Consider the following 22,227-nt stretch of genomic DNA (forward strand, 5'->3'; position numbering starts at 1 on the left):
TGCGGTCATTTTTAACCGCACTTTCATGAAAAAAAGAGATAACCGCCTTAACGATTATCTCTTTTACACTCTAAACTAGATTACTTACCCCAAACTTCTTCTACGATATCGCGGATAAATTCGAGTTTTTTCCATTGTTGCTCTTCGGTCAGAATGTTACCTTCTTCTGTTGAAGCGAAACCACATTGTGGACTTAAGCAAAGTTGATTGATATCCACATATTGTACTGCTTCTTTAATACGAGCAATAATTTCATCACGCTTTTCTAACTCGCCCGATTTAGAGGTGATTAATCCTAACACTACTTGTTGATTTTTAATAAAGCGTAAAGGTTTAAAATCTCCCGCACGATCACTGTCGTACTCCAAGAAGAAACCGTCCACATTACAGTGTCCAAATAAGGTTTCTGCGATAGGCTCATAACCACCTGCTGAGAACCAAGTTGAACGGAAATTACCACGACAAATATGCATTGTAATCGCTAAATCAGCCGGTTTCGCTGCCACGATTTTATTTAACATATACACATAATCTTTGGCAATTTGATCTAAATCTAAACCACGTTCAGTATAGGTTTTACGTTTATCTTCCGCACAGAATTCTCCCCAACTTGTATCATCCAACTGTAAGTTACGACAGCCTAATTTATAGAAGATATTCATTGCATCAATATAAGCATCAGCAATATCATCTAATAACAACTGATTATTATCTTTATAACGTTCAATTGGCTGATAATCTGTAGCACGTACTGTACAAATTAAATGAAGCATTGACGGAGAAGGAATCGTTAATTTAACTTCAGTCTCACCTGCTATTTTTTGTAATGAGCGGTAATGTTCAACGAAAGGATGGCTCTCTGAAAAACCGATCTTATCTATAATTTTTAGTGTTTTTGGACGTACATTATCGTGTTTAAATTGCACGGAGAATTTTTCAGCATCCACTTCTTTCACGCCATCTAATGCGGCTAAGAAATCTAAATGCCAAAAAGTACGACGAAATTCACCATCAGTCACCGCATGCAATCCGACAGTTTTTTGATGCTCAACCAATTTAGCAATTTCAGCATCTTCAACTTGCGTTAAATCAGCACAAGAAATATCGCCACAACTACATTGATGACGAGCCTGTTTTAAAGTCTCTGGACGTAAAAAACTGCCTACAATATCAAAACGATATGGTGCAAAAGTACGAATAGTGGCACTTGGAAAAAGTTTACTCATTTTGCTTTCCTATATTTAATTAATTTTAAGATAGACTGAGTGTAACAAAATTAACGTCCTCATTAAACATTTAGACGTCTAGATGGGTGTGAATTTTATTGTAATTTTATATGAAGGGAATTGATATAAAATGTAAAAAGAAAAAATGCGGTCATTTTTAACCACATTTTAAATCTATAAACGATCACAATGCTTTCACTGCCTTATGGTATTCTTTTGATTGTTCCAATAAAATCTTAGCCGCTTCACGCAATTTATCAACATCCGATTCTGGCAAATATAACAATGTACCGATATTAAGCACATCATTTCTCATCTGTCTTTCCGATAATTTTTAAACTCTATCCTTTTCTAATAAATACACATTGTCAAGGCTTCGCCTTGAAAATAAAGTGTGATGCAGATCTCATTATTCATATTTTGATCTCAATCAAAATTATGAAATAGCGTATAATCAGCGCATCTGTTACTTAATAATGATAAAAAAGGAATAAAAATGAAAACATTAAGTGAATTTATTGTTGAACGCCAAGCAGAGTACCCAAATGCAAAAGGGGAACTTAGTGGTATTTTGTCCTCTATTCGTTTACTAGCAAAAATCATTCATCGTGATATCAATAAAGCAGGTTTAACGAATATCCTTGGTCAATCTGGTGTCGAAAACGTGCAAGGTGAAAGCCAAATGAAATTGGACTTATTCGCCCATAACACCATGAATGCAGCACTCATGTCACGTGAAGAAGTAGCAGGTTTTGCTTCAGAGGAAGAAGAAAGCTTTATCGCTTTTGATACTGAACGTGCTCGCAATGCAAAATATATTATTTTGACTGACCCACTTGATGGTTCATCCAATATTGATGTGAACGTTTCGGTTGGGACAATCTTCTCTATTTACCGTCGTGTATCCCCTATTGGCTCACCTGTTACCTTAGAAGACTTTATGCAACCGGGTAATAAACAAGTGGCTGCGGGTTATATCGTATATGGTTCGTCTACCATGTTGGTTTATACCACTGGTCATGGTGTAAATGGTTTCACTTATGATCCATCTATCGGTACATTCTGCCTTTCTCATGAAAATATGCAAATGCCAAAAGAGGGAAAAATCTATTCCATCAATGAAGGACAATATCTCAAATTCCCACAAGGGGTAAAAAAATACATTAAATACTGCCAAGAAGAAGATAAAGCAACTAACCGCCCTTATGCTTCACGCTATATCGGCTCATTAGTGGCAGACTTCCATCGCAACTTATTAAAAGGCGGTATCTACATTTACCCAAGTGCAACCAACTATCCAAATGGTAAGCTTCGTTTGCTTTATGAAGGCAATCCAATGGCATTCTTAGCAGAACAAGCGGGTGGTATTGCATCTGATGGTTACAATCGAATTTTAGATATTCAGCCAACTGAACTTCACCAACGTGTACCACTTTTCATCGGTTCTGCAGAAATGGTGAAAAAAGCAGAAGAAATGATGAGAGAATTTAAAGAAGATTAAATTCCTAAAGTGCGGTCAATTTTAATCGCACTTTCTTAGAGAATAAAAAGGCGAACTTTATCAGTTCGCCTTTTTCATTAATGCTTTTTAATTAATCCCGTTTTCTTGCGAGTAACCACCAAATAATCGCCATAAACAAGAGGCTTGGCATCAGTGCACTTAAAAAAGCTGGCGCATTAAATACCACACTCATTTGTCCAAAAATTTCATTGACGACATAGAACAAGAATCCAAAGCAAATCCCCGTTACGATTCTTGCTCCTGCAGTGACACTGCGTAATGAACCGAAGATAAAAGATAACGCAAGCATCATCATCACACCTACAGAAAGGGGTTGTAAAATCTTACGCCAATAGGTTAATTCAAAACGGCGAGAATCCTGCCCCGTTTGTTTTAAGAAAGCGATATATTCGTATAAACCTGAAATGGATAATGACGTTGGACGTAATGAAACTGCGCCTAATTTATCTGGCGTTAAACTCGTCGCCCAATTTTCGGTTAAGCGGTTTGTTGTGGTAATTTGCTCTTTTGATACCGCTGAATTATTCACTTGACGTAACTGCCATTGATTATTTTCAGCAGAATATTGTGCTTGATTTGCATGCTTCAAATGCGTGAGATTACGCTGTTCATCAAAGGTATAAATATAAATATCTTCTAATTGTGCATCATCGGTAATACGACGAACATACACGAAATTATTACCGTCTTTTGCCCATACTCCATTTTTCACCGAAAGCATTGAACCACCAGAAAGTGCTCGAGTGCGCATATCACGAGCAAATTGTTCAGTTTGTGGAATTCCCCATTCCCCAATAATCATGGTAAAAAGTACCAGTGGAAGTGCCGTTTTCATGACGGCTAATCCAATTTTAAAGCGAGAAAAACCCGCAGATTGCATTACTACTAATTCACTGCGGCTGGCTAAATTACCTAAAGCAATTAAGGCACCTAACAAGGCCGCCATTGGGAAAAAGGTTTCCACATCTTTAGGAATAGTTAATCCTGTATAAGCCACCGCTTGCCAAATATCATAAGAACCTTTCCCTACGCTACGGAATTGCTCTACAAATTTGATAATTGCCGAAAGGCCAACCAATGTAAATAGCGTGGCAAAAATTGCCCCTAAAATGCTTTTACCGATATAACGATCAAGAGTATTCATCAACATTGTTATTACCCTTTTCTGAATACGCGACGGAACTTATGCATAGCGGTGCTATCCCAGCTATTCAGCACAATCCCTAAAATTAAAAAGGCGATATTTACCAACGGCATTAACAAACCGGCATCAAGCTTACCTGCGCCACCCGAAGATTTAAATGAGCTTTGTAATAAGAAGTAAATTAAATAAAGCAATAGTGCCGGTAAGATCTTCGCAAAACGGCCTTGGCGAGGATTCACTTTACTCATTGGTACGGCGATGAGCGCCATTAAAGGCACGGCTAAAATTAAGGTAATGCGCCAATGCAATTCTGCTTTTGCGGCCGCACTTTTATCTTTTAATAATTGCTCAAAAGATAATTCAGCAGCTTCATCACCTTCTGTGTTTGTCTCTTGATGGCCTAAATAGGCTTGATAGTCATCAAAATGTGTAATACGGAAATCAGGAAGCACAGATGTACCTTCTACACGCAAGGTATTTTGTAAATTCAGCACTTGATCGCCATTTTGTAACGCTTTTAACTCACCTTTTTCAGCTGTAACCACTGATGGTTTCGTTTGACCTTTGGCTTTCATTTGGAAAAGATAAACATCACTGATTTGATTACCATTAATTTTATCAATGAATAAAACGAAATTATTGTTACTTGTGGACATGAATTGACCAGAAGCCAATGCCCCCATTGTTGGGTTAGCTTTAGCATCTTCAACAATTGCCACTTGTTTTTGAATCGCCCATGGAGAAAGCCACAATGCGTTATAAGCAGCCAAGCCAGCTGTGAACAAAGAAAGAATTAACGCCACGCGAACAAGAATACGTTGGCCTACACCACATGCACGCATAACGGTGATTTCACTTTCTGCATAGAGACGACCGAAAGTCAGTAAAATGGCGATAAACAAACATAATGGCAACATTAATTGCGCCATTGTCGGCATCCCTAAACCGAGTAAAGAGAACACCAGATCGGCAGGTACTTTACCATTTGCCGCTGAACCAAGTACGCGCACAAGTTGTTGGCTGAAGAAAATTAAAAGCAAAATAAACAAAATTGCAATCTGGCTTTTAAAAACTTCCTTTGTTAAATATCGGGTTAATATCATTCTTTTTTTCTAACTAAAAAACACGGGAAACTGGCTAATTTAGATGGCGTATGATACCTTATTTTGACTGATTTAAATAGCAAATTAGCAACATAAGGAAATAACATGAAATATCAAGCGAACTCAACCGCACTTTCTCAATCAACCGATTGCCTTATTATCGGCATTTATGAGAACAATGAATTAACAAAAAGTTTCAATGAAATCGATCAAATCACACAAGGCTACCTCAGCCAGTTAGCTCAAAGCCAAGATCTTTCAGGCAAAATTGGGCAAGCGACTCTGCTTCATTCGTTACCGAATCTTGCGACTAAACGCGTGTTAGTAGCAGGTTGTGGTAAAAAAGGTGAAACGACTGAACGCCAATTTAAACAAATCATCCAACGAGTTACCCAAACATTAAAAGAATTAAATATTCAACAAGCGGTGAATAATTTAACGGATGTGGAAATTAAAGATCGCGATCTATTTTGGAATGTACGTTTTACTGTTGAAACCATCGAACATAGTCTCTATCAATTCGATGAATTTAAAAGTAAAAAAGCGGATGCTATCTCACTTCAAGAAATCATTTTTAATACCGATGATTCACAAGCTCAGCAAGCCATCGCAGAAGCACAGGCCATTGCAAATGGTGTAAAAGCTGCGCGTAATATCGCGAATATGCCATCTAATATTTGTACACCGGCTTATTTAGCTGAACAAGCTAAAAATTTAGCCAAAACATCAACCGCACTTTCCTTAGATGTGATTGATGAAGAAGAAATGGCGAAACTTGGGATGAATGCATATTTAGCGGTATCAGGTGGTTCTCAACACCCTGCTTACCTATCTATTTTGCATTTCAACAACGCCCCAGATAAAAATGCGAAACCTATCGTATTAGTGGGTAAAGGCTTAACCTTTGATGCAGGCGGTATTTCGTTAAAACCAGCCGCAGAAATGGATGAGATGAAATACGATATGTGTGGTGCTGCTTCGGTATTCGGCACAATGAAAGCCATTGCAGAATTAAATCTACCACTCAATGTTATCGGTGTATTAGCGGGTTGTGAAAACTTACCTGACGGCAATGCCTATCGCCCGGGTGATATTCTCACCACGATGAATGGTTTAACCGTAGAAGTGTTAAATACTGATGCTGAAGGCCGTTTAGTACTTTGTGATACATTAACTTATGTAGAGCGTTTTGAACCGCAATATGTGATTGATATTGCGACCCTAACAGGCGCTTGCGTGGTAGCTTTAGGTCAACATAACAGCGGCTTAGTTTCAACTAACGATGCCTTAGCCGAACAGTTATTACTAGCCGCACAGCAAACTACTGACAAAGCTTGGCGTTTACCATTAAGTGAAGAATATCAAGAGCAATTAAAATCCCCATTTGCTGATTTAGCTAATATTGGCGGTCGTTGGGGCGGTGCAATTACTGCAGGCGCATTCCTCTCCAACTTTACGAAAAAGTACACTTGGGCACATTTAGATATCGCCGGGACAGCTTGGCTTCAAGGTGCAAATAAAGGCGCCACAGGCCGTCCGGTTTCTTTATTAACGCAATTTTTAATTAATCAAACCAAGTAATAACACATAGGGCTAACATAACGTTAGCCCTAAAATTTTCTCAAAATCTGACCGCACTTTATTCCAATTCAAATTCAACTAGTAACGGATTATGATCTGACGAAGTAACCACTTCTGATGTTGCACTCACCACTTTTACGCCTCGCGTAAAAATATAATCAAGTGGATAACCTAAAAATCTAACCCGCTCATCTTGAGAGAGCGTCACTACATCTAATCCATATTTTTGCATCAAATTATTAGCTAAATTCAGACGACGCTCATTCCATGCATTAAAATCGCCAGAGATAATGATGGGGCCTTGATGATTTTCTACAAAAGAAAAGAGCTGCTCTAACTGAGTTTGATAAGCGGAAATCCCCCATTCAAAATTAATCAAATGCACATTAATAAGTAGCAAGCTATCGCCTTTTTCTAATGGAAAACTCATCACACTTGCCACTTTGGGAATTTGTATTAATGGTTCTGCTACGCCACCACCGCAATACCATTCTGGTTGCGTTTTGGTGAATGTTTTTACACCGGATAAGAGATCTTTAAAAGAAAAAGAGGACACAAAAAGTGCGGTCGAAAATGTGTTTAAATTTTGATGTTGTGTCGCCTCTTGTAATAACACAAAATCAGCTTGTTCAGACAATCTCGCTAAATCTTCTTGCCAACCCGTATCTTGCCCTTTATGCACATTCCAGTTGACCAAACGAAAATGTGAAGACGTTAATTTAGGCATCAAACCATTAGCCTTGTCACATTGCATATTTAGTTTGTTTTCAAAAGGAATATAACTCACTTTTTGTGACGTATTTAATTGGATAAATGTACGAGCAAAAATTGTTAAATTCGCAAAAAAATAGCCACCACCTAAAACCAGCAATAGTAATCCAATAGTTAAAAATCGATAAATTCGCTTCATGATGATCCTCTCTCTATGCTCGAATAATAACACCTCATCAAAGCAATGCAACTTTCACTTTTAATACTCATTAATACCTACCTACAACATGGTAACTTTAATTTTTAGCTTTGATTTAAATCATACTTTGCTAAAAAAAACGTTGCATTTTCCTTTTATTATCTTAGTATTTTGCTCAACTTCTAACTCTACCTCATCAACAAGGAGATTCATTATGTCTTTTGGAGATAAAAAATTAAGTGAAATCGCAATCAGCGTACCCGGCTCAACTTCACTACTTCGTGAATATGATTTAGATTTCTGCTGTGGTGGCTCAGATACACTTGCTCACGCAGCGGCAGAAAAAGGACTCAATTTAGTAGACATCGAAACGCGCTTAACTGCGCTACAAAACAGCAAAGCAGAAAACCCTGAAGAATATTGGGGTGGTGCAAATTATGGTGAAGTTATCGATCATATTTTAGTTCGCTATCATCAACGTCACCGTGAACAACTTCAAGAATTAATCGTATTAGCGGATCGCGTAGAAAGTGTTCATGGTGATCGCGATGATTGCCCTATCGGCGTAGCAGCAGAATTACGCAATGTCTATGATGATTTAAGCAACCATATGATGAAAGAAGAGCACGTGCTTTTCCCAATGATCAAAGCGGGAAATTATATGATGGCACAAATGCCGATTCGTATGATGGAAATGGAACACGCAGAACATGGCGAACATTTAGACGTATTAAAATCATTAACAAACAATATGACACCTCCTGCAGATGCTTGTAACACATGGCGTGCGCTTTATAGCGGTATCCAAGAATTTGCAGATGATTTAATGATGCATATTCATCGTGAAAATAATGTTTTATTCCCTCGTGTGATTGCTGAAAATCACTAAGAACAAATCATCTAAAGAAAAAGGGCGAAATCATTCGCCCTTTAAAATTAGCCTAAAACTGACCGCACTTTACTTCTCTTCACTGCCTTTATATAAACGGTTTTTATACAAATAGCTGCCAAGTAAGGCATGTGCCAACGCTTCTTTTTTCATTTCTTCCGACACGTCTTTTTCGGTTAATGTGTCTTTTTCCTTATCATAAACATAGCCTTTTGCTTTGCTATTTGGTGTTTGGATAACGACATCATGATTGCCTTTCATTAAAGCTTGGGTTTGATCAAACTGCATAAAGGCACGATTCGGATTCACATCTTGCGTTAAATCAAAGCCAATCATCGGATAATTACCACTTACCCCCGCAATAGAAAGTAAGGTTGTCGGCATATCAATTTGACTCACTAAACGACTGTCTCGGCGAGGTGCAACATGATCACCTAAAATTAACGCAGGAATATGGAAATGCTTAATTGGCACCAAGCTTGCCCCTGCTGCACGAGAATCATGGTCGGCAATTACCAAGAACACGGTATCTTTCCAATAATTAGATTGTTTCGCTAAGTTGAAGAAATAACCAATGGCATAATCTGCATATTTTGCACTGTTATTACGGGTTGCTTTTGGTTGTTCGTAAAGCTCAATTTTACCATCCGGAAATTCAAAAGGATCGTGATTGCTCGAACTAAACACTAAGCTAAAGAATGGTTTTCCTTCATTCTGTAATTGGGTAAAAGTTTCGTTCGCTTTATCAAATAAATCCTCATCACTCACGCCCCAAGTCGCAGTAAATTTCGGATTTTGATAATCCTTTTGATCGATAATATTTTGGAAACCATTACCATAGAAGAAGCTTGCCATGTTATCAAAGTGTTTTTCACCACCATAAATAAAGGAAGTGTTATAACCTTGTTTGGCAAGTAAATCTGCAATAGTAAAGAAACCACTTTGACTGTTATTCAATTTCACCACTGCACGTGCTGGAGTGGGTGTAAAACCTGCAGTTGTAGCTTCAATACCGCGTACAGAACGCGTCCCCGTAGCATAAAGATTTTCAAATAACCAGCCTTCTTTGGCTAACTTATCAAATTCAGGTGAAAGTGGTTTTCCGCCTAATGTACCGATAAATTGCGCCCCAAAACTTTCTTCCAAAATAATGACGATATTTTTCGGTTTACCTTGGTAAGTCGCTTGGTTTTTCGTTAAGGTTGGAATCTTCTCTGAAATATAATCACTTTCAGGGCGCCCACGGCTTGCTTTGACAATACGCAACATTTCATCAGTATCCATTTTGCCATAGGCTTCGGAAGATGCTCCTTCATCTTTAAATTGCTGTGCCACATAAAGGACAGAATAGCCAGAGTTCAACACGAGAGAATTCACTAAACCATCGGAAGAAAAGGCGACCATTGCAGGGTTAACACCACGGTGTTGGAAACTCGAACGCGCACCTAAAAAAGCAACAGCAATCACGAGCAATGCTACAACAGGGCGTAATTTCCAGCTCATTGGGCGTAAATTTTTGACCGCATAACCAGATAATTTCCAATAACAGAAGAAAGCCGTAACAGTGAAAATAAGGCTAAAAATGACCGCAGTTAAATGGCCTTCCATCAACATTGAAAAGACTTCTTTCGGATAAATTAAATATTCGATAAATAGACGGTTTGGACGGAAATCATAGGTTTCGATAAATGCAGGCGTAGCCAATTCCATGAATAGAATAAACACACTACCGAAGGTAAGCCAAATGCGTAAAATCATTTTCCAAATTCGGCTATGATGAAATAACACCGTAAATAATGCCGGCACACCAAATAGATAACACAAAGCCACGATGTCCATACGCAAGCCTTGTAAGAATAATTGCCCCCAACCCGCTACCGCAGAAACACGGTCTGCCTGCCAAATCGCAAGCCCAAGACGAGATAAGGAGAAAATGATCAGATTAATGATGACGAAGAGAAAAATTGGATATAAAGAAGAACGTGTTTGTTTCATTTTGACACTCATAAGTCCTAAGGGAATCGCTACCCTTTGATTAATTTAAAGCACGCTAATGTGCCATTCCTTTCATAGACAGATAAAAAAACACAAAGTGCGGTTAAAAACATCATCATTTTTGATCGCACTTTGATCTGCACCCCAAAACCTGGACACCTAATTTGAGGTGCAAAGTATGAGTCGCCGAGAAAATTGCTACGATAATGCGGTGATTGAAAGCTTTTTTACAATATTAAAATCAGCGTGTTTTTACTCTCGGACTTATCATTCAATTGTTAAATTACAGGCTGAAATTGAAGAATATTTAGTGTATTACAACCAAAACCGAATTAAACTTGGTTTAAAAGGATTGAGCCCGGTGCAATACCGAGCTCAATATTTAAGTTAACTAACCTGTCCAACTTTTGGGGGCAGATCACTTTTTGAAAGAGAAAGACTAAGCTGCAACCAACGCTTTTAATTGTTTTTCATAAGCTACCCAGTCTGTAATTGGACGTGTTGCCACGCCTGTTTCCATTGCTTTTTTCGCTACCGCAGAAGACACGGTAAATAATAAACGAGGATCGAACGGAGTCGGAATGACATAATCCGGCCCAAATGATAACGCACCATAATTAGTAATAATTTCTAATGGAACTTGTTCTTTTGCCAAACCCGCAATTGCATGAGAAGCGGCTAATTTCATTTCCTCATTAATCGCTGTTGCGCCTACGTCTAATGCTCCACGGAATAAGAATGGGAAACAAAGTACGTTATTTACTTGATTTGGAAAGTCTGAGCGACCAGTACAAACAATCGCATCTGGACGAACTGCTTTGGCTTCATCTGGGGTAATTTCAGGCACAGGGTTAGCTAATGCAAGAATTAATGGATTTTCTGCCATGGTTTTCACCATTTCAGGTTTTAATGCACCTGCTTTAGAGCAACCTAAGAACACATCAGCTCCCTTAACGGCATCCGCTAATGTGCGCCAACCATTATCTTCAATCGCGTAGAATTGTTTGGTTTCATCCATGTTATCGCCACGGCCTTTGTAAATCACGCCTTTAGAGTCACACATGGTGATATTTTCTTTTTTGAAACCTAATGCACGAAGCAAGTTAGTACACGCAATAGCTGAAGCACCTGCGCCATTTACCACTAAGCGCACATCAGAGATATTTTTACCAATAATTTCTAAACCATTTAATGCAGCTGCACCGACGATAATAGCCGTACCATGTTGATCATCATGGAATACCGGAATTCCCATACGTTCACGCAATGCTTTTTCAATATAGAAACATTCTGGTGCTTTGATATCTTCAAGATTAATGCCACCAAACGTTGGTTCTAATGAAGCAATAATGTCAATTAATTTATCTGGATCCTGTTCATTGATTTCAATATCAAATACATTGATGCCTGCAAATTTTTTGAATAATACACCTTTCCCTTCCATAACAGGTTTTGATGCAAGCGCACCAATATTTCCTAGACCTAACACGGCTGTACCATTTGAAATAACGGCCACTAAATTAGCACGTGCTGTATAACGGCTTGCCGCTGAGGGATCTTTTTCAATCTCTAAGCAAGGCTCAGCAACACCTGGAGAATACGCAAGGGCTAAATCATGTTGAGTAGCTAATGATTTGGTTGGGGTGACTGCAATTTTTCCTGGGATAGGGAATTCATGAAAATCTAATGCGGCTTGGCGCAATTGTTCGCTCATATAAAAATACTCCATTTTCATTTATAACAAATAAAATTTACACCATTATACTCCCTTTTAAATAGAATTTTGTGACATACCGCAAAAATTTTACAAATTTATTACAAAAATATGAGTGAAATCGACCACACCTTTGTCTTTTCTTTACATTCATAAGCAAAAACGTTACTATATCGCAAAAAATATACAGGATATAAATAATGAGTTTGTTTTCTAAATTTAGAAGCGCCATCAATAAATTACAACGGAAAGCGATTAATCAAACCTATCAAAAACGTTTAACCAATCAAGGCATGTCGGTGATTTCTGCAAACTGTGTCGGTGCGTTTATTTTACACGATCTAAATCAACCTTTTAATTCTCCATTTGTTAATCTTTATTTAGAACCTTTTGATTTTATTCGTTATTTGCAAGATATCCGTTTTTATCAATCACTGCCGCTCCAATTTATACAAACAGAAAAAAACTATCCTATTGGAATCTTAGGTGACCTCAAAATCCACTTTATGCACTATCGTTCAGAGCAAGAAGCCAAAGAAAAATGGGAGGCTCGCTCACAACGTTTAAACTTTGATAATTTATTTATTATAATGACGGATAAGTACAGAGGAAAAGGTGTGGATTACGAGCACTTACAAGCCTTTGATAACTTACCTTATCCGAACAAAGTGGTCTTTACCCATAAGCCTTATCCCGAGTTTAAATCCGCTTTCTATATTAAAGGCTTTGAAAATGAAAACGAAGTGGGTGATTTATTTACCTTTTCCGGTTGGAATGGCGAAAAATATTACGACCAATTTGATTACGTCAGCTGGTTCAATCAAAAATAAGAGTTTACGATGCGATTAGATAAATTTATTGCCGAGAATACTGGTTTAACCCGTTCACAAGCTACCAAGGCCATTCGCCAAAGTGCGGTCAAAATTAACGGTGAAATTGTGAAAAATGGGGCGACCAAAGTAAGCCAAGAAGATGAAATTTATTTTGAAGATGAATTATTGACTTGGGTGGAAGAAGGTCAATATTTTATGTTGCATAAGCCTCAGGGCTACGTTTGCTCTCATGATGACGGTGACTATCCAACTATTTATCAATTCTTTGAACCGCCTCTTTCAGGCAAATTACACAGCGCTGGACGATTAGATGTGGATACCACTGGCCTCGTGCTATTAACGGATGATGGGCAATGGTCACATCGTATTACCTCACCAAAGCATCAATGTGAGAAAACCTATTTAGTCACTTTAGCTGACCCAGTTGAGAACCATTATGCTTCAGCTTGTGAAGAAGGCATTTTGTTACGTGGTGAAAAAGAACCAACTAAGCCAGCAAAACTTGAAGTGTTAGATGATTACAACGTGAACCTGACTATCTCTGAAGGGCGCTATCACCAAGTGAAACGAATGTTTGCCGCGCTGGGTAATAAAGTCGTGGCACTCCATCGTTGGAGAATCGGTAACGTTGAATTAGATGAAAGCTTAGAAGAAGGCGAATTTCGTCCACTTACTCAGGACGAAATCGACAATTTAGTGAAATAATATGAGCCAAAATATTAAACCTACCTTTATTTTTATCGCCACGCTCGGCATTCTCTCGATGCTACCGCCTTTGGGCGTGGATATGTATATTCCGTCCTTTTTAAATATTGCTGAAGACTTAAATATCAACGCTGAGCAAGTACAGCACACGCTGACATTCTTCGCTTATGGTATGGCGGCAGGGCAATTATTCTGGGGGCCTTTTGGTGATAGCTTTGGTCGTAAACCGATTATTTTGTTAGGGGTCATTATTGGTGCTATCACATCCATTATTTTAACGAGTATTCATTCTATTGGCAGTTTCACTGTTCTGCGTTTCGTTCAAGGTTTCTTTGGAGCGGCGCCTGTTGTACTTTCAGGCGCTTTATTACGAGATTTATTTAGCAAAGATCAGCTCTCTAGAATCATGTCCACTATCACGCTTGTCTTTATGATCGCACCACTTGTTGCGCCTATAATTGGCGGATATATCGTGAAATATTTCCACTGGCATATGATTTTTTATGTGATTGGCATCATGGGATTTCTTGCAGCATTGCTTGTCTTTTTCATTATTCCCGAGACCCATAAACAAGAAAATCGTATTCCCTTGCGTCTTAATATTATTGCCCGTAACTTCATGATGCTTTCTAAACAAAAAGAAGTGTTAGGTTATATGGCGGCGGCTTCTTTTGGTTTTGGTGGGTTATTTGCTTTCGTCACTGCGGGATCGATTGTCTATATCGGTATTTATGGTATTCCTGTCGATCAATTCGGCTATTTCTTTATGATCAATATTGCCATTATGACCGCTGCATCTTATCTAAATGGTAAATTTGTATTGAAGCTAGGTGCTGAAACCATGTTACGAATTGGTATTGCCGTACAATTCATTTCAGGAATTTGGTTATTTTTAACCGCACTTTTTGATTTCGGATTTTGGCCTATGGCAATTGGTGTAGCCTTTTTTGTAGGACAAAACCCATTAATTTCCTCCAATGCGACCGCCTCTATTCTCGAAAAATTCCCAACGATGGCAGGTACTGCAAACTCATTAATGGGAAGTGTACGTTTTGGTGTCGGTGCTGTGATGGGTTCCCTTGTAGCGAGCTTTAAAATGGAAACAGCAGCACCAATGCTCTATACAATGGCAGCTTGCGTAGTTATTTCAGCCCTCTCTTACTATTTCCTGACTTATCGGCATTGCAATTCAACTAAATAATAAAAATTTTGTTCATATCTAATAAGCAATTATTAGATATGAATGGACGTAATTGTTTCAGTTAGACTAGTATTTTTGTGTCATTTAAAGCGAATACAACAGCCTTTCATGAAATTTGATACAAAATTCAATCCCTCTTCAAATTAATAGATTATTTTGATTGATTTAATAGATTTCAATCACTGAAACCTTTTTGTATGATACTTAAGAAATTTATTTCATCCCCCTATTTATTCATACAAGGAGTTAACTATGAGTTCAAAATGCCCTTTTTCGCATTTATCGTCTACTAACCTAACGATGGGAAATGGCGCCCCTGTTGCTGACAATCAAAACAGTTTAACTGCAGGTCCGCGTGGTCCATTACTTTCACAAGATTTATGGCTTAACGAAAAATTAGCTGATTTCGTACGCGAAGTTATTCCAGAGCGTCGTATGCACGCGAAAGGTTCTGGTGCATTTGGTACCTTTACTGTCACACACGATATTACTCAATATACTCGTGCAAAAATTTTCAGTGAGGTGGGTAAAAAAACGGAAATGTTCGCACGTTTTACTACCGTGGCAGGTGAACGTGGTGCTGCAGATGCGGAACGTGATATTCGTGGTTTCGCATTAAAATTCTATACCGAAGAAGGTAACTGGGACTTAGTGGGTAACAACACCCCGGTATTCTTCTTACGTGATCCACGTAAATTCCCAGACTTAAACAAAGCGGTAAAACGCGACCCACGCACTAATATGCGTTCAGCAACTAATAACTGGGATTTCTGGACATTATTACCAGAAGCATTACACCAAGTAACTGTTGTAATGAGTGATCGTGGTATTCCTGCAAGCTATCGTCATATGCACGGTTTCGGTTCTCACACTTATAGTTTCTGGAACGAAGCAGGCGAACGTTTTTGGGTAAAATTCCACTTCCGTACTCAACAAGGCATTAAAAATTTAACAGATGCTGAAGCAGCAGAAATTATTGCAAATGACCGTGAAAGCCATCAACGTGATTTATATGAAGCGATTGAACGTGGTGATTTCCCTAAATGGACATTATTTGTACAAATTATGCCAGAAGCAGATGCGGAAAAAGTGCCTTATCATCCGTTCGACTTAACTAAAGTATGGCCGAAAAAAGACTACCCATTAATTGAAGTTGGTGAGTTTGAATTAAACCGTAACCCAGAAAACTTCTTCGCGGATGTAGAACAATCTGCGTTTGCACCAAGTAACTTGGTACCAGGTATCGGTGCAAGTCCTGACAGAATGTTACAAGCTCGTTTATTTAACTATGCAGATGCACAACGTTACCGTTTAGGTGTGAACTACCGTCAAATTCCAGTAAACCGTCCGCGTTGCCCAGTGCATAGCAACCAACGTGATGGTCAAGGTCGTGTAGATGGTAACTACGGTAGCTTGCCACACTACGAGCCAAACAGCTTCAACCAATGGCAACAACAACCAGATTTTGCTGAACCACCACTTCGTATCAATGGAGATGCAGCACATTGGGATTATCGCAACGATGATAACGACTACTTCAGCCAACCACGTGCATTATTTAACTTAATGAGCACAGAGCAAAAACAAGCGTTATTCAACAACACTGCAGCTGCAATGGGCGATGCACCTGACTTCATTAAATACCGTCATATCCGTAACTGTCACTGGTGTGATCCTGCATATGGTGAAGGCGTTGCAAAAGCATTGGGCTTAACCGTTGAAGAGGCATTAAAAGCACGTGAAACTGACCCAGCATTAGGTCAAGGTGGATTGTTATAAGTGCGGTCAATTTTATAAGCAGATTTTAAATCTAAAAATAAAGGCGGGAATTCCCCGCCTTTCATATTTTATTGAACACTTATTTCCAAATTCGATGCTCTAATACTCGCTTTTTAATTTCAGGATAAAAGTCAATTTTAAATTCAGGTTCTTTCCCCTCTTTTAATTGACGTTGATAGTCTTTCATTAACTTCCACACAATCGGGGAAAGTAAAACAATCGCGACTAGGTTAATAATTGCCATCACAGCCATCACAGTATCTGCAAAATTCCACACGACATTGCCTGATTTTACTGAACCGAAATAAACAAAGAACAACACCGATAAACGGAACAACCACACAAACCATGGTTTATTTTTAATAAAACGAATATTACTTTCCGCATAAGCATAGTTACCAATAATAGAAGAATAAGCAAAAAGTAATAAAATAAAAGCCAGAAAATGTACACCAAATTCGCCGACATGATAACGTAATGCATTTTGAGTTAAAGAAATGCTTTTTAACGTTTCGCTACCATAATTATCAGAAAGCAGGATAATCACCGCCGTACAAGTACAGACGATCATGGTATCCACAAATACACCAAGCATTTGCACTAAACCTTGGCTAACGGGGTGTTTTACGTGAGCTGCAGCGGCCGCATTTGGTGCTGAGCCCATCCCTGCTTCATTAGAGAATAATCCTCGTTTAATTCCCATCATCATCGCTTTAGAGACTAAAGCACCAAACATCCCGCCTGCAGCTGATTGGAAAGTAAAAGCGCTCGTGTAAATATTGGCTATCACAGTAGGAATCATATCAATATGCATTCCTAAGATAATAAAGGCCATAATTAAATAAAATAACGCCATCGTTGGTACAACACGGCTGGAAATGGTCGCAATACGTTTAACTCCACCAAAAATAATGGACGCAGTTAGAATAACTAAAATAAGACCAACATATTCACCTTGCCAATGCCAAGCGTTATTGGTTGCTTCAACAATAGAGTTTGCTTGCACTGAATTGAATGCAAACCCAAAAGTAAAAATAAGTGATATCGCAAAAGCGACCGACATACAACGCGATTTTAGACCTTGAGCGATATAATAAGCGGGACCTCCGCGAAAAGAACCATCTTTATCTTGAATTTTAAATACTTGTGCTAAAGTAGATTCTGCAAAAGCGCTCGACATCCCAATAAATGCGGTTACCCACATCCAGAACACGGCTCCTTCTCCACCTAGAGCAATAGCGGTCGCTACCCCACTTATATTGCCCACACCAACACGACTTGCAAGACCTGTTGCAAAGGCTTGAAATGGCGTTAAAGAATTTCCCTCAGTAGCACGCCCAAACCACATTTCTCGCACACTTGCAGGTAAAAGACGTAGTTGCACTAAACCAGTCGTAATCGTAAAAAATAAGCCCACACCTAATAAAATGATAATAGTGATGTTCCACAATGGCTCATCTAAATGTTGAACAATCCATGTTAAACCTTGTTCAATCCAGTTACCAAATTCTGTCAGCATAAAAACCTCATAAAAAAATCAATCTCCTGATTGTAGAGTGATAAAAGAAAAAATCCAGTTTTCTTAGAAAAAAACTGGATTGTTATCCCATAAAACGAAGTTTATTCAAATTTTTACTATATTTTTAGCTTAAATCTATTCACGTTTTAAAAATAACGCAGCCGCACCTCTAACACCACCTGAATCACCATGTTTTGCTTTTTTAATTGGTGGCACTTTAGCACTACGCATTAAGTGTGGAGGCAAAGCTTTTGGTAATGCTTCATAGAGATAATCAAAATTCGATAAACCACCACCCAGCACAATCATATGTGGATCAAACGCAGTGATAATGTTACCGATAGAAATAGCCGCTAACTCCACAAAAATGCGAACAAAATCAACCGCACTTTCTTCTTTTGCATAAAAACGATCGATAATGTCTTTGGCTGATAATTCTTCCCCTTTTAAATCACGGTACAACATTTCAAAACCGCGACCTGAAATATAAGTATCTAAACAGGCATGATTACCACAACCACATTGATAAATAGGTGCTTTATCCCAACCCAATAATTTTAAGGCATGATAATTTAATTGAAGATGACCTAACTCTCCTGCCATCCCCACTTGTCCTGAGTGAATTTTGCCATTAATCACAAAGCCACCACCAAAACCAGTGCCTAAAATCAGCCCTAATACGGAAGGATATTGGGTATTCTCTTCGTCCCAAGCTTCAGAAAGCGCAAAGCAATTTGCATCATTTTCAGCTCGCACTTCACGCCCGAGTATTTTCTCAAGATCAGTTAAAATAGGCTTATTATCTGCAACACGAATATTCGTCACTTCAGCAAGCCCTGTTGTCAAATTAACAAAACCTGGCAACCCAAGGCCTACCGTGCCTTTTTCACCAAAGTGAGCATCTGCACGTTCGACTAAAGTTTTGATCGCTTGCAACCAATCTTGATAATCCGTTTGTGGCGTTGGCACACGCTCGGTATAAAGCTTTTCTAATTTTTCATTAAAGGCAGCCAATTCAATCTTGGTGCCACCAATATCAATACCGTAATACATATTGTCTCCTTAAAAGAGCGGTCAAAATTATTGAAATTTATAGGTTGTATTTTCCTTGAAATCAAAATGAAAATCCATGACAAAAATCATATTTTCTACAAGCAATAAAAAAGACTGGCTTTATCACTAAAACCGGTCTTTGATGCTATTTATTGTTAAACAAGCCTTTCTTCTGTAAGAAACCAAAAATAATTAAATGAACAATCCATGCTGAAATTATCGCCACAAATAAATCGATTGGATAATGCATTCCAAGGCGGACTCGGCTAATCAACATTAATACGCCCCAAATTGTCATGGCTCCAATTAGTAATTCCGCTTTAAAAGAACGTTTCCCTAATAATTGGCTAAACCCGACGGCTAACATTAACCAAGTGGCTGCAAAAATAGAATGTCCAGATGGGAAAGAATAACCCGTTTCATCTTCATAATGCGCTTTTAACCAGGCTGGTGTATCCGCTTGTGTAGAATAAAATTTATCCACTAATTTTGCACGCTCTGAACGATCTCGATGATAAAAAGCATCTGTCGTACTTTCTGTTTTTTCCGCTAAATAGACGGTAAAAGGACGTGGCTCGGCAAAAACTGTTTTTAACCCTGTTTTAATTACTTGTGTGGATAATACCGACAGACCCATTACAATCACACCCATAATCCACTGTTTACGGTTTTCAAAAAGAAAACGGAAAAGTAAAGCAAACACACCACAGGTAATTAAAGCATAAGGTACGCTACCCGTTTCGGTTAAAAGATAAAGCCAATAATCCCATTCCATTAATTGGTTGTTTCCATGCCAATGATAAGCAAAACCCCAAACAAAAAATGGTACAAGACAAAGAAATAACGTATATAATGACAGCCTTTTAAACATTGTTGCCTCTTGATAATAAAAATTAAAGTACACATTTTAGCAGAATAAAGTTGAAAAAGGATACGTTATGTCAAAAATCCAACTGGTTGCTCAAGCCAATTTGCCTACCGAATATGGCATATTTAAAATGGTCGGATTTGAATTTCCCGATACAAAAAAAGAACATGTCGCTTTAGTGATGGGTGATATTTCAAACCAAGATGAGCCTGTGCTCGCCCGCATTCATTCGGAATGCTTAACGGGTGATGCGTTACACAGTTTAAAATGCGATTGCGGTTTCCAGCTTGCAGCCGCATTACGTCAAATTAGCGAAGCGGGTCGTGGTGTTTTGATCTATCATCGTGAAGAAGGTCGTGGCATTGGGTTAATTAACAAAATTCGTGCTTATTCATTACAAGATCAAGGCATGGACACCATTGAAGCCAACCTTGCACTAGGCTTTAAAGCTGATGAGCGTAACTTTAATGTGTGTGCCGATATGTTTGAATTATTAGGTGTGAAGCAAGTCCGCTTAATGACAAATAACCCGCAAAAAGTAGAAACCATGAAAAAAGCGGGTATTAATATTGTGGAGCGAGTGCCTCTTAATGTGGGTGAAAACCGCTATAATACAAAATATCTTGATACCAAGGCAAAAAAAATGGGTCATTATATTGTGCACAATAATGAAGAACACTTAATGACGTGCCCACATTGTCAAGAAGAAGTCATTTAGTAAAAAAGCCATACGATAGTATGGCTTTTAGATTATAAGTATAACCTATTGATTTACTCCCCAATGATGAGCATCTTTGTCAAATTTCATTCCTGAATGGGATCCTTCAGAACCATTAAAATAAACGTCTTTATTTGCACAAGCTGAAATCGCTAATGCACCAATAACAATAAGAAGTAATTTTTTCATTGTGTTTACCTTTTTAAACTGACTTGCCAAAATTGTATCATAACTTTTATTAACTTTTCCTGCTTAAATTAGCTGATTTCTTGCAAAATTCATACCTAGCTTCTACAATAGCGCCTCATTTTTAACTTGTAGTTCGCAAACCTCCTACATAAAAAAACTAGGTATCCTATGAATATTTCAAATCCTAATCACAATCGTAAAGCTCTTGTGATCTTCTCTGGTGGACAAGATTCCACAACCTGTTTAATTCAGGCGATTGCCGAATATGGCGTAGAAAATGTCGAAACCCTCACCTTTCAATATGGCCAACGCCATGCTATTGAATTAGAAAAAGCCCGTTGGATCGCTAACGATCTTGGCGTAAAGCAAACACTAATTGATACATCCGTTATTAAAGCTATCACTCATAATGCTTTAATGGATGCAAATGTAAATATTGAGCAAAAAGACGGTGAATTACCCAATACCTTTGTGGATGGCCGAAATGCGCTCTTCTTATTATATGCGGCGATTTACGCAAAAGGACAAGGTATTAATGACATTATCACGGGCGTATGTGAAACAGATTTCAGTGGCTATCCCGATTGCCGTGATGTGTTTATTAAATCAATGAATGTCACCCTCAATTTAGCCATGGATTATCCATTCAATTTAAAAACACCACTCATGTATCTCACCAAAGCCCAAACTTGGGCTCTTGCCGATGAATTAAATGCTTTAGATTATGTTCGTCAGCATACCCACACGTGCTATGAAGGTGTTGAAGGAGGCTGTGGTAAATGTCTAAGCTGTCAATTACGTCATAAAGGTTTACAAGAGTACTTATCAATAAAAGCAGAAAATAAAGATGTTTAAAGTATCCAAAGAATTTAGTTTTGATATGGCCCACTTATTAGATGGTCATGATGGTAAATGCCAAAATCTACATGGTCATACCTATAAACTCCAAGTCGAAATAACCGGTCATTTAATTACTCATGGCGCAAAAAAATCAATGGTGATGGACTTTTCAGATTTAAAATCTATTGTGAAAAAATCTATTTTAGATCCCATGGATCATGCTTTTATCTACGATCAAACCAGTAAACGTGAAAGTAAAATTGCAATACTTCTAGAAGAATTACAATCAAAAACCTTTGGCGTGAATTTTCGTAGTACTGCTGAAGAAATGGCTCGTTTTATTTTTCATCGTCTAAAATATGATGAAAAATTACCGATTTCTGCTATCCGATTATGGGAAACGCCAACATCATTTTGTGAATATCAGGAATAAGTACG

The 22,227-nt window shown here is 38.2% G+C and carries 20 protein-coding genes, 2 pseudogenes and 1 riboswitch; of the genes and pseudogenes, 11 read left to right on the forward strand and 11 right to left on the reverse strand.

Annotated elements, in window-relative coordinates:
• Window positions 1–80: 80 nt before the first annotated feature.
• On the reverse strand, window positions 81–1,226 hold the full coding sequence (locus ACXVWB_RS07960) for a 5-methyltetrahydropteroyltriglutamate--homocysteine S-methyltransferase (RefSeq protein WP_369866792.1): 1,146 nt from the start codon (window positions 1,224–1,226) through the stop codon (window positions 81–83).
• A gap of 184 nt (window positions 1,227–1,410) precedes the next feature.
• A pseudogene (locus tag ACXVWB_RS07965) lies at window positions 1,411–1,545 on the reverse strand (patatin); the annotation flags it as partial.
• Between the two features lie 177 nt (window positions 1,546–1,722).
• On the opposite strand from ACXVWB_RS07965, the gene fbp reads away from it, so the two are divergent.
• Window positions 1,723–2,727, forward strand: coding sequence for a class 1 fructose-bisphosphatase (gene fbp, locus ACXVWB_RS07970; RefSeq protein WP_049357539.1), 1,005 nt, complete (start codon window positions 1,723–1,725; stop codon window positions 2,725–2,727).
• A 91-nt stretch (window positions 2,728–2,818) separates the two neighbouring features.
• Here fbp and lptG read toward each other — a convergent pair whose 3' ends face one another.
• Together lptG and lptF are read right to left on the reverse strand one after the other, a co-directional pair.
• A complete protein-coding gene (lptG, locus tag ACXVWB_RS07975) occupies window positions 2,819–3,892 on the reverse strand; it encodes an LPS export ABC transporter permease LptG (protein WP_458485301.1) in 1,074 nt (357 codons plus the stop codon).
• Between the two features lie 11 nt (window positions 3,893–3,903).
• Window positions 3,904–4,995, reverse strand: coding sequence for an LPS export ABC transporter permease LptF (gene lptF / locus ACXVWB_RS07980; RefSeq protein ID WP_289901994.1), 1,092 nt, complete (start codon window positions 4,993–4,995; stop codon window positions 3,904–3,906).
• A gap of 105 nt (window positions 4,996–5,100) precedes the next feature.
• On the opposite strand from lptF, the gene ACXVWB_RS07985 reads away from it, so the two are divergent.
• Entirely contained in the window at window positions 5,101–6,576 is a 1,476-nt protein-coding gene (locus ACXVWB_RS07985; protein WP_289901993.1) for a leucyl aminopeptidase, read from the forward strand.
• Window positions 6,577–6,634: 58 nt separating this feature from the next.
• On the opposite strand, the gene ACXVWB_RS07990 is transcribed toward ACXVWB_RS07985, so the two are convergent.
• Window positions 6,635–7,486, reverse strand: a complete 852-nt coding sequence (locus ACXVWB_RS07990; protein WP_289901992.1) for an endonuclease/exonuclease/phosphatase family protein — start codon at window positions 7,484–7,486, stop codon at window positions 6,635–6,637.
• Window positions 7,487–7,700: 214 nt separating this feature from the next.
• Here ACXVWB_RS07990 and ytfE point away from each other — a divergent pair, with 214 nt between their 5' ends.
• On the forward strand, window positions 7,701–8,375 hold the full coding sequence (gene ytfE / locus ACXVWB_RS07995) for an iron-sulfur cluster repair protein YtfE (RefSeq protein ID WP_289901991.1): 675 nt from the start codon (window positions 7,701–7,703) through the stop codon (window positions 8,373–8,375).
• A 69-nt stretch (window positions 8,376–8,444) separates the two neighbouring features.
• Here the strand turns inward: ytfE and ACXVWB_RS08000 are convergent, their stop codons facing one another.
• Window positions 8,445–10,382 (reverse strand): LTA synthase family protein, encoded by a 1,938-nt coding sequence (locus ACXVWB_RS08000; RefSeq protein WP_420485550.1) that lies wholly within the window; start codon window positions 10,380–10,382, stop codon window positions 8,445–8,447.
• Window positions 10,383–10,542: 160 nt separating this feature from the next.
• Here ACXVWB_RS08000 and ACXVWB_RS08005 point away from each other — a divergent pair.
• Window positions 10,543–10,761 (forward strand): annotated as a pseudogene (locus tag ACXVWB_RS08005) (IS3 family transposase); the annotation flags it as partial.
• Window positions 10,762–10,809: 48 nt separating this feature from the next.
• Here ACXVWB_RS08005 and ACXVWB_RS08010 read toward each other — a convergent pair.
• Window positions 10,810–12,084, reverse strand: coding sequence for a malic enzyme-like NAD(P)-binding protein (locus tag ACXVWB_RS08010; protein WP_289901989.1), 1,275 nt, complete (start codon window positions 12,082–12,084; stop codon window positions 10,810–10,812).
• Window positions 12,085–12,284: 200 nt separating this feature from the next.
• Here ACXVWB_RS08010 and ACXVWB_RS08015 point away from each other — a divergent pair, with 200 nt between their 5' ends.
• The 4 genes from ACXVWB_RS08015 (at window position 12,285) to ACXVWB_RS08030 (ending at window position 16,602) form a co-directional block, all read left to right on the forward strand.
• Window positions 12,285–12,914: a DUF1919 domain-containing protein gene (locus tag ACXVWB_RS08015; protein ID WP_289901988.1), complete on the forward strand. Its 630-nt coding sequence runs from the start codon at window positions 12,285–12,287 to the stop codon at window positions 12,912–12,914.
• Window positions 12,915–12,923: 9 nt separating this feature from the next.
• Entirely contained in the window at window positions 12,924–13,622 is a 699-nt protein-coding gene (gene rsuA, locus ACXVWB_RS08020; RefSeq protein WP_289901987.1) for a 16S rRNA pseudouridine(516) synthase RsuA, read from the forward strand.
• 1 nt (window position 13,623) lies between these two features.
• Window positions 13,624–14,823 carry a Bcr/CflA family multidrug efflux MFS transporter gene (locus tag ACXVWB_RS08025; RefSeq protein WP_289901986.1) on the forward strand — a complete coding sequence of 400 codons (1,200 nt, stop codon included), beginning with the start codon at window positions 13,624–13,626 and terminating at the stop codon, window positions 14,821–14,823.
• A 252-nt stretch (window positions 14,824–15,075) separates the two neighbouring features.
• Window positions 15,076–16,602, forward strand: a complete 1,527-nt coding sequence (locus tag ACXVWB_RS08030) for a catalase (protein WP_289901985.1) — start codon at window positions 15,076–15,078, stop codon at window positions 16,600–16,602.
• Between the two features lie 79 nt (window positions 16,603–16,681).
• On the opposite strand, the gene ACXVWB_RS08035 is transcribed toward ACXVWB_RS08030, so the two are convergent.
• The 3 genes from ACXVWB_RS08035 to ACXVWB_RS08045 all read right to left on the reverse strand — a co-directional run bounded on the left by ACXVWB_RS08035 (window position 16,682) and on the right by ACXVWB_RS08045 (window position 20,045).
• Window positions 16,682–18,121: an alanine/glycine:cation symporter family protein gene (locus ACXVWB_RS08035; protein WP_289901984.1), complete on the reverse strand. Its 1,440-nt coding sequence runs from the start codon at window positions 18,119–18,121 to the stop codon at window positions 16,682–16,684.
• Between the two features lie 135 nt (window positions 18,122–18,256).
• Window positions 18,257–19,174, reverse strand: a complete 918-nt coding sequence (gene nagK / locus ACXVWB_RS08040) for an N-acetylglucosamine kinase (RefSeq protein WP_285266851.1) — start codon at window positions 19,172–19,174, stop codon at window positions 18,257–18,259.
• Window positions 19,175–19,319: 145 nt separating this feature from the next.
• Window positions 19,320–20,045, reverse strand: a complete 726-nt coding sequence (locus ACXVWB_RS08045; RefSeq protein ID WP_172622012.1) for a phosphatase PAP2 family protein — start codon at window positions 20,043–20,045, stop codon at window positions 19,320–19,322.
• A gap of 67 nt (window positions 20,046–20,112) precedes the next feature.
• On the opposite strand from ACXVWB_RS08045, the gene ribA reads away from it, so the two are divergent.
• Window positions 20,113–20,760: a GTP cyclohydrolase II gene (gene ribA, locus ACXVWB_RS08050; RefSeq protein WP_005696347.1), complete on the forward strand. Its 648-nt coding sequence runs from the start codon at window positions 20,113–20,115 to the stop codon at window positions 20,758–20,760.
• Between the two features lie 45 nt (window positions 20,761–20,805).
• Here ribA and ACXVWB_RS08055 read toward each other — a convergent pair whose 3' ends face one another.
• Window positions 20,806–20,949 (reverse strand): hypothetical protein, encoded by a 144-nt coding sequence (locus ACXVWB_RS08055; RefSeq protein WP_128787484.1) that lies wholly within the window; start codon window positions 20,947–20,949, stop codon window positions 20,806–20,808.
• Window positions 20,950–21,071: 122 nt separating this feature from the next.
• A riboswitch (PreQ1 riboswitch) is annotated at window positions 21,072–21,116 on the forward strand.
• Between the two features lies 1 nt (window position 21,117).
• Between ACXVWB_RS08055 and queC the strand changes: the two genes are divergently transcribed.
• Both queC and queD read left to right on the forward strand, forming a co-directional pair.
• Window positions 21,118–21,804: a 7-cyano-7-deazaguanine synthase QueC gene (gene queC / locus ACXVWB_RS08060; RefSeq protein WP_128787485.1), complete on the forward strand. Its 687-nt coding sequence runs from the start codon at window positions 21,118–21,120 to the stop codon at window positions 21,802–21,804.
• A complete protein-coding gene (queD, locus tag ACXVWB_RS08065) occupies window positions 21,797–22,222 on the forward strand; it encodes a 6-carboxytetrahydropterin synthase QueD (RefSeq protein ID WP_049357348.1) in 426 nt (141 codons plus the stop codon). Before queC ends, queD begins: the two co-directional genes overlap by 8 nt.
• Window positions 22,223–22,227: the final 5 nt, after the last annotated feature.

Source organism: Haemophilus sp. SZY H53 (assembly GCF_054332375.1).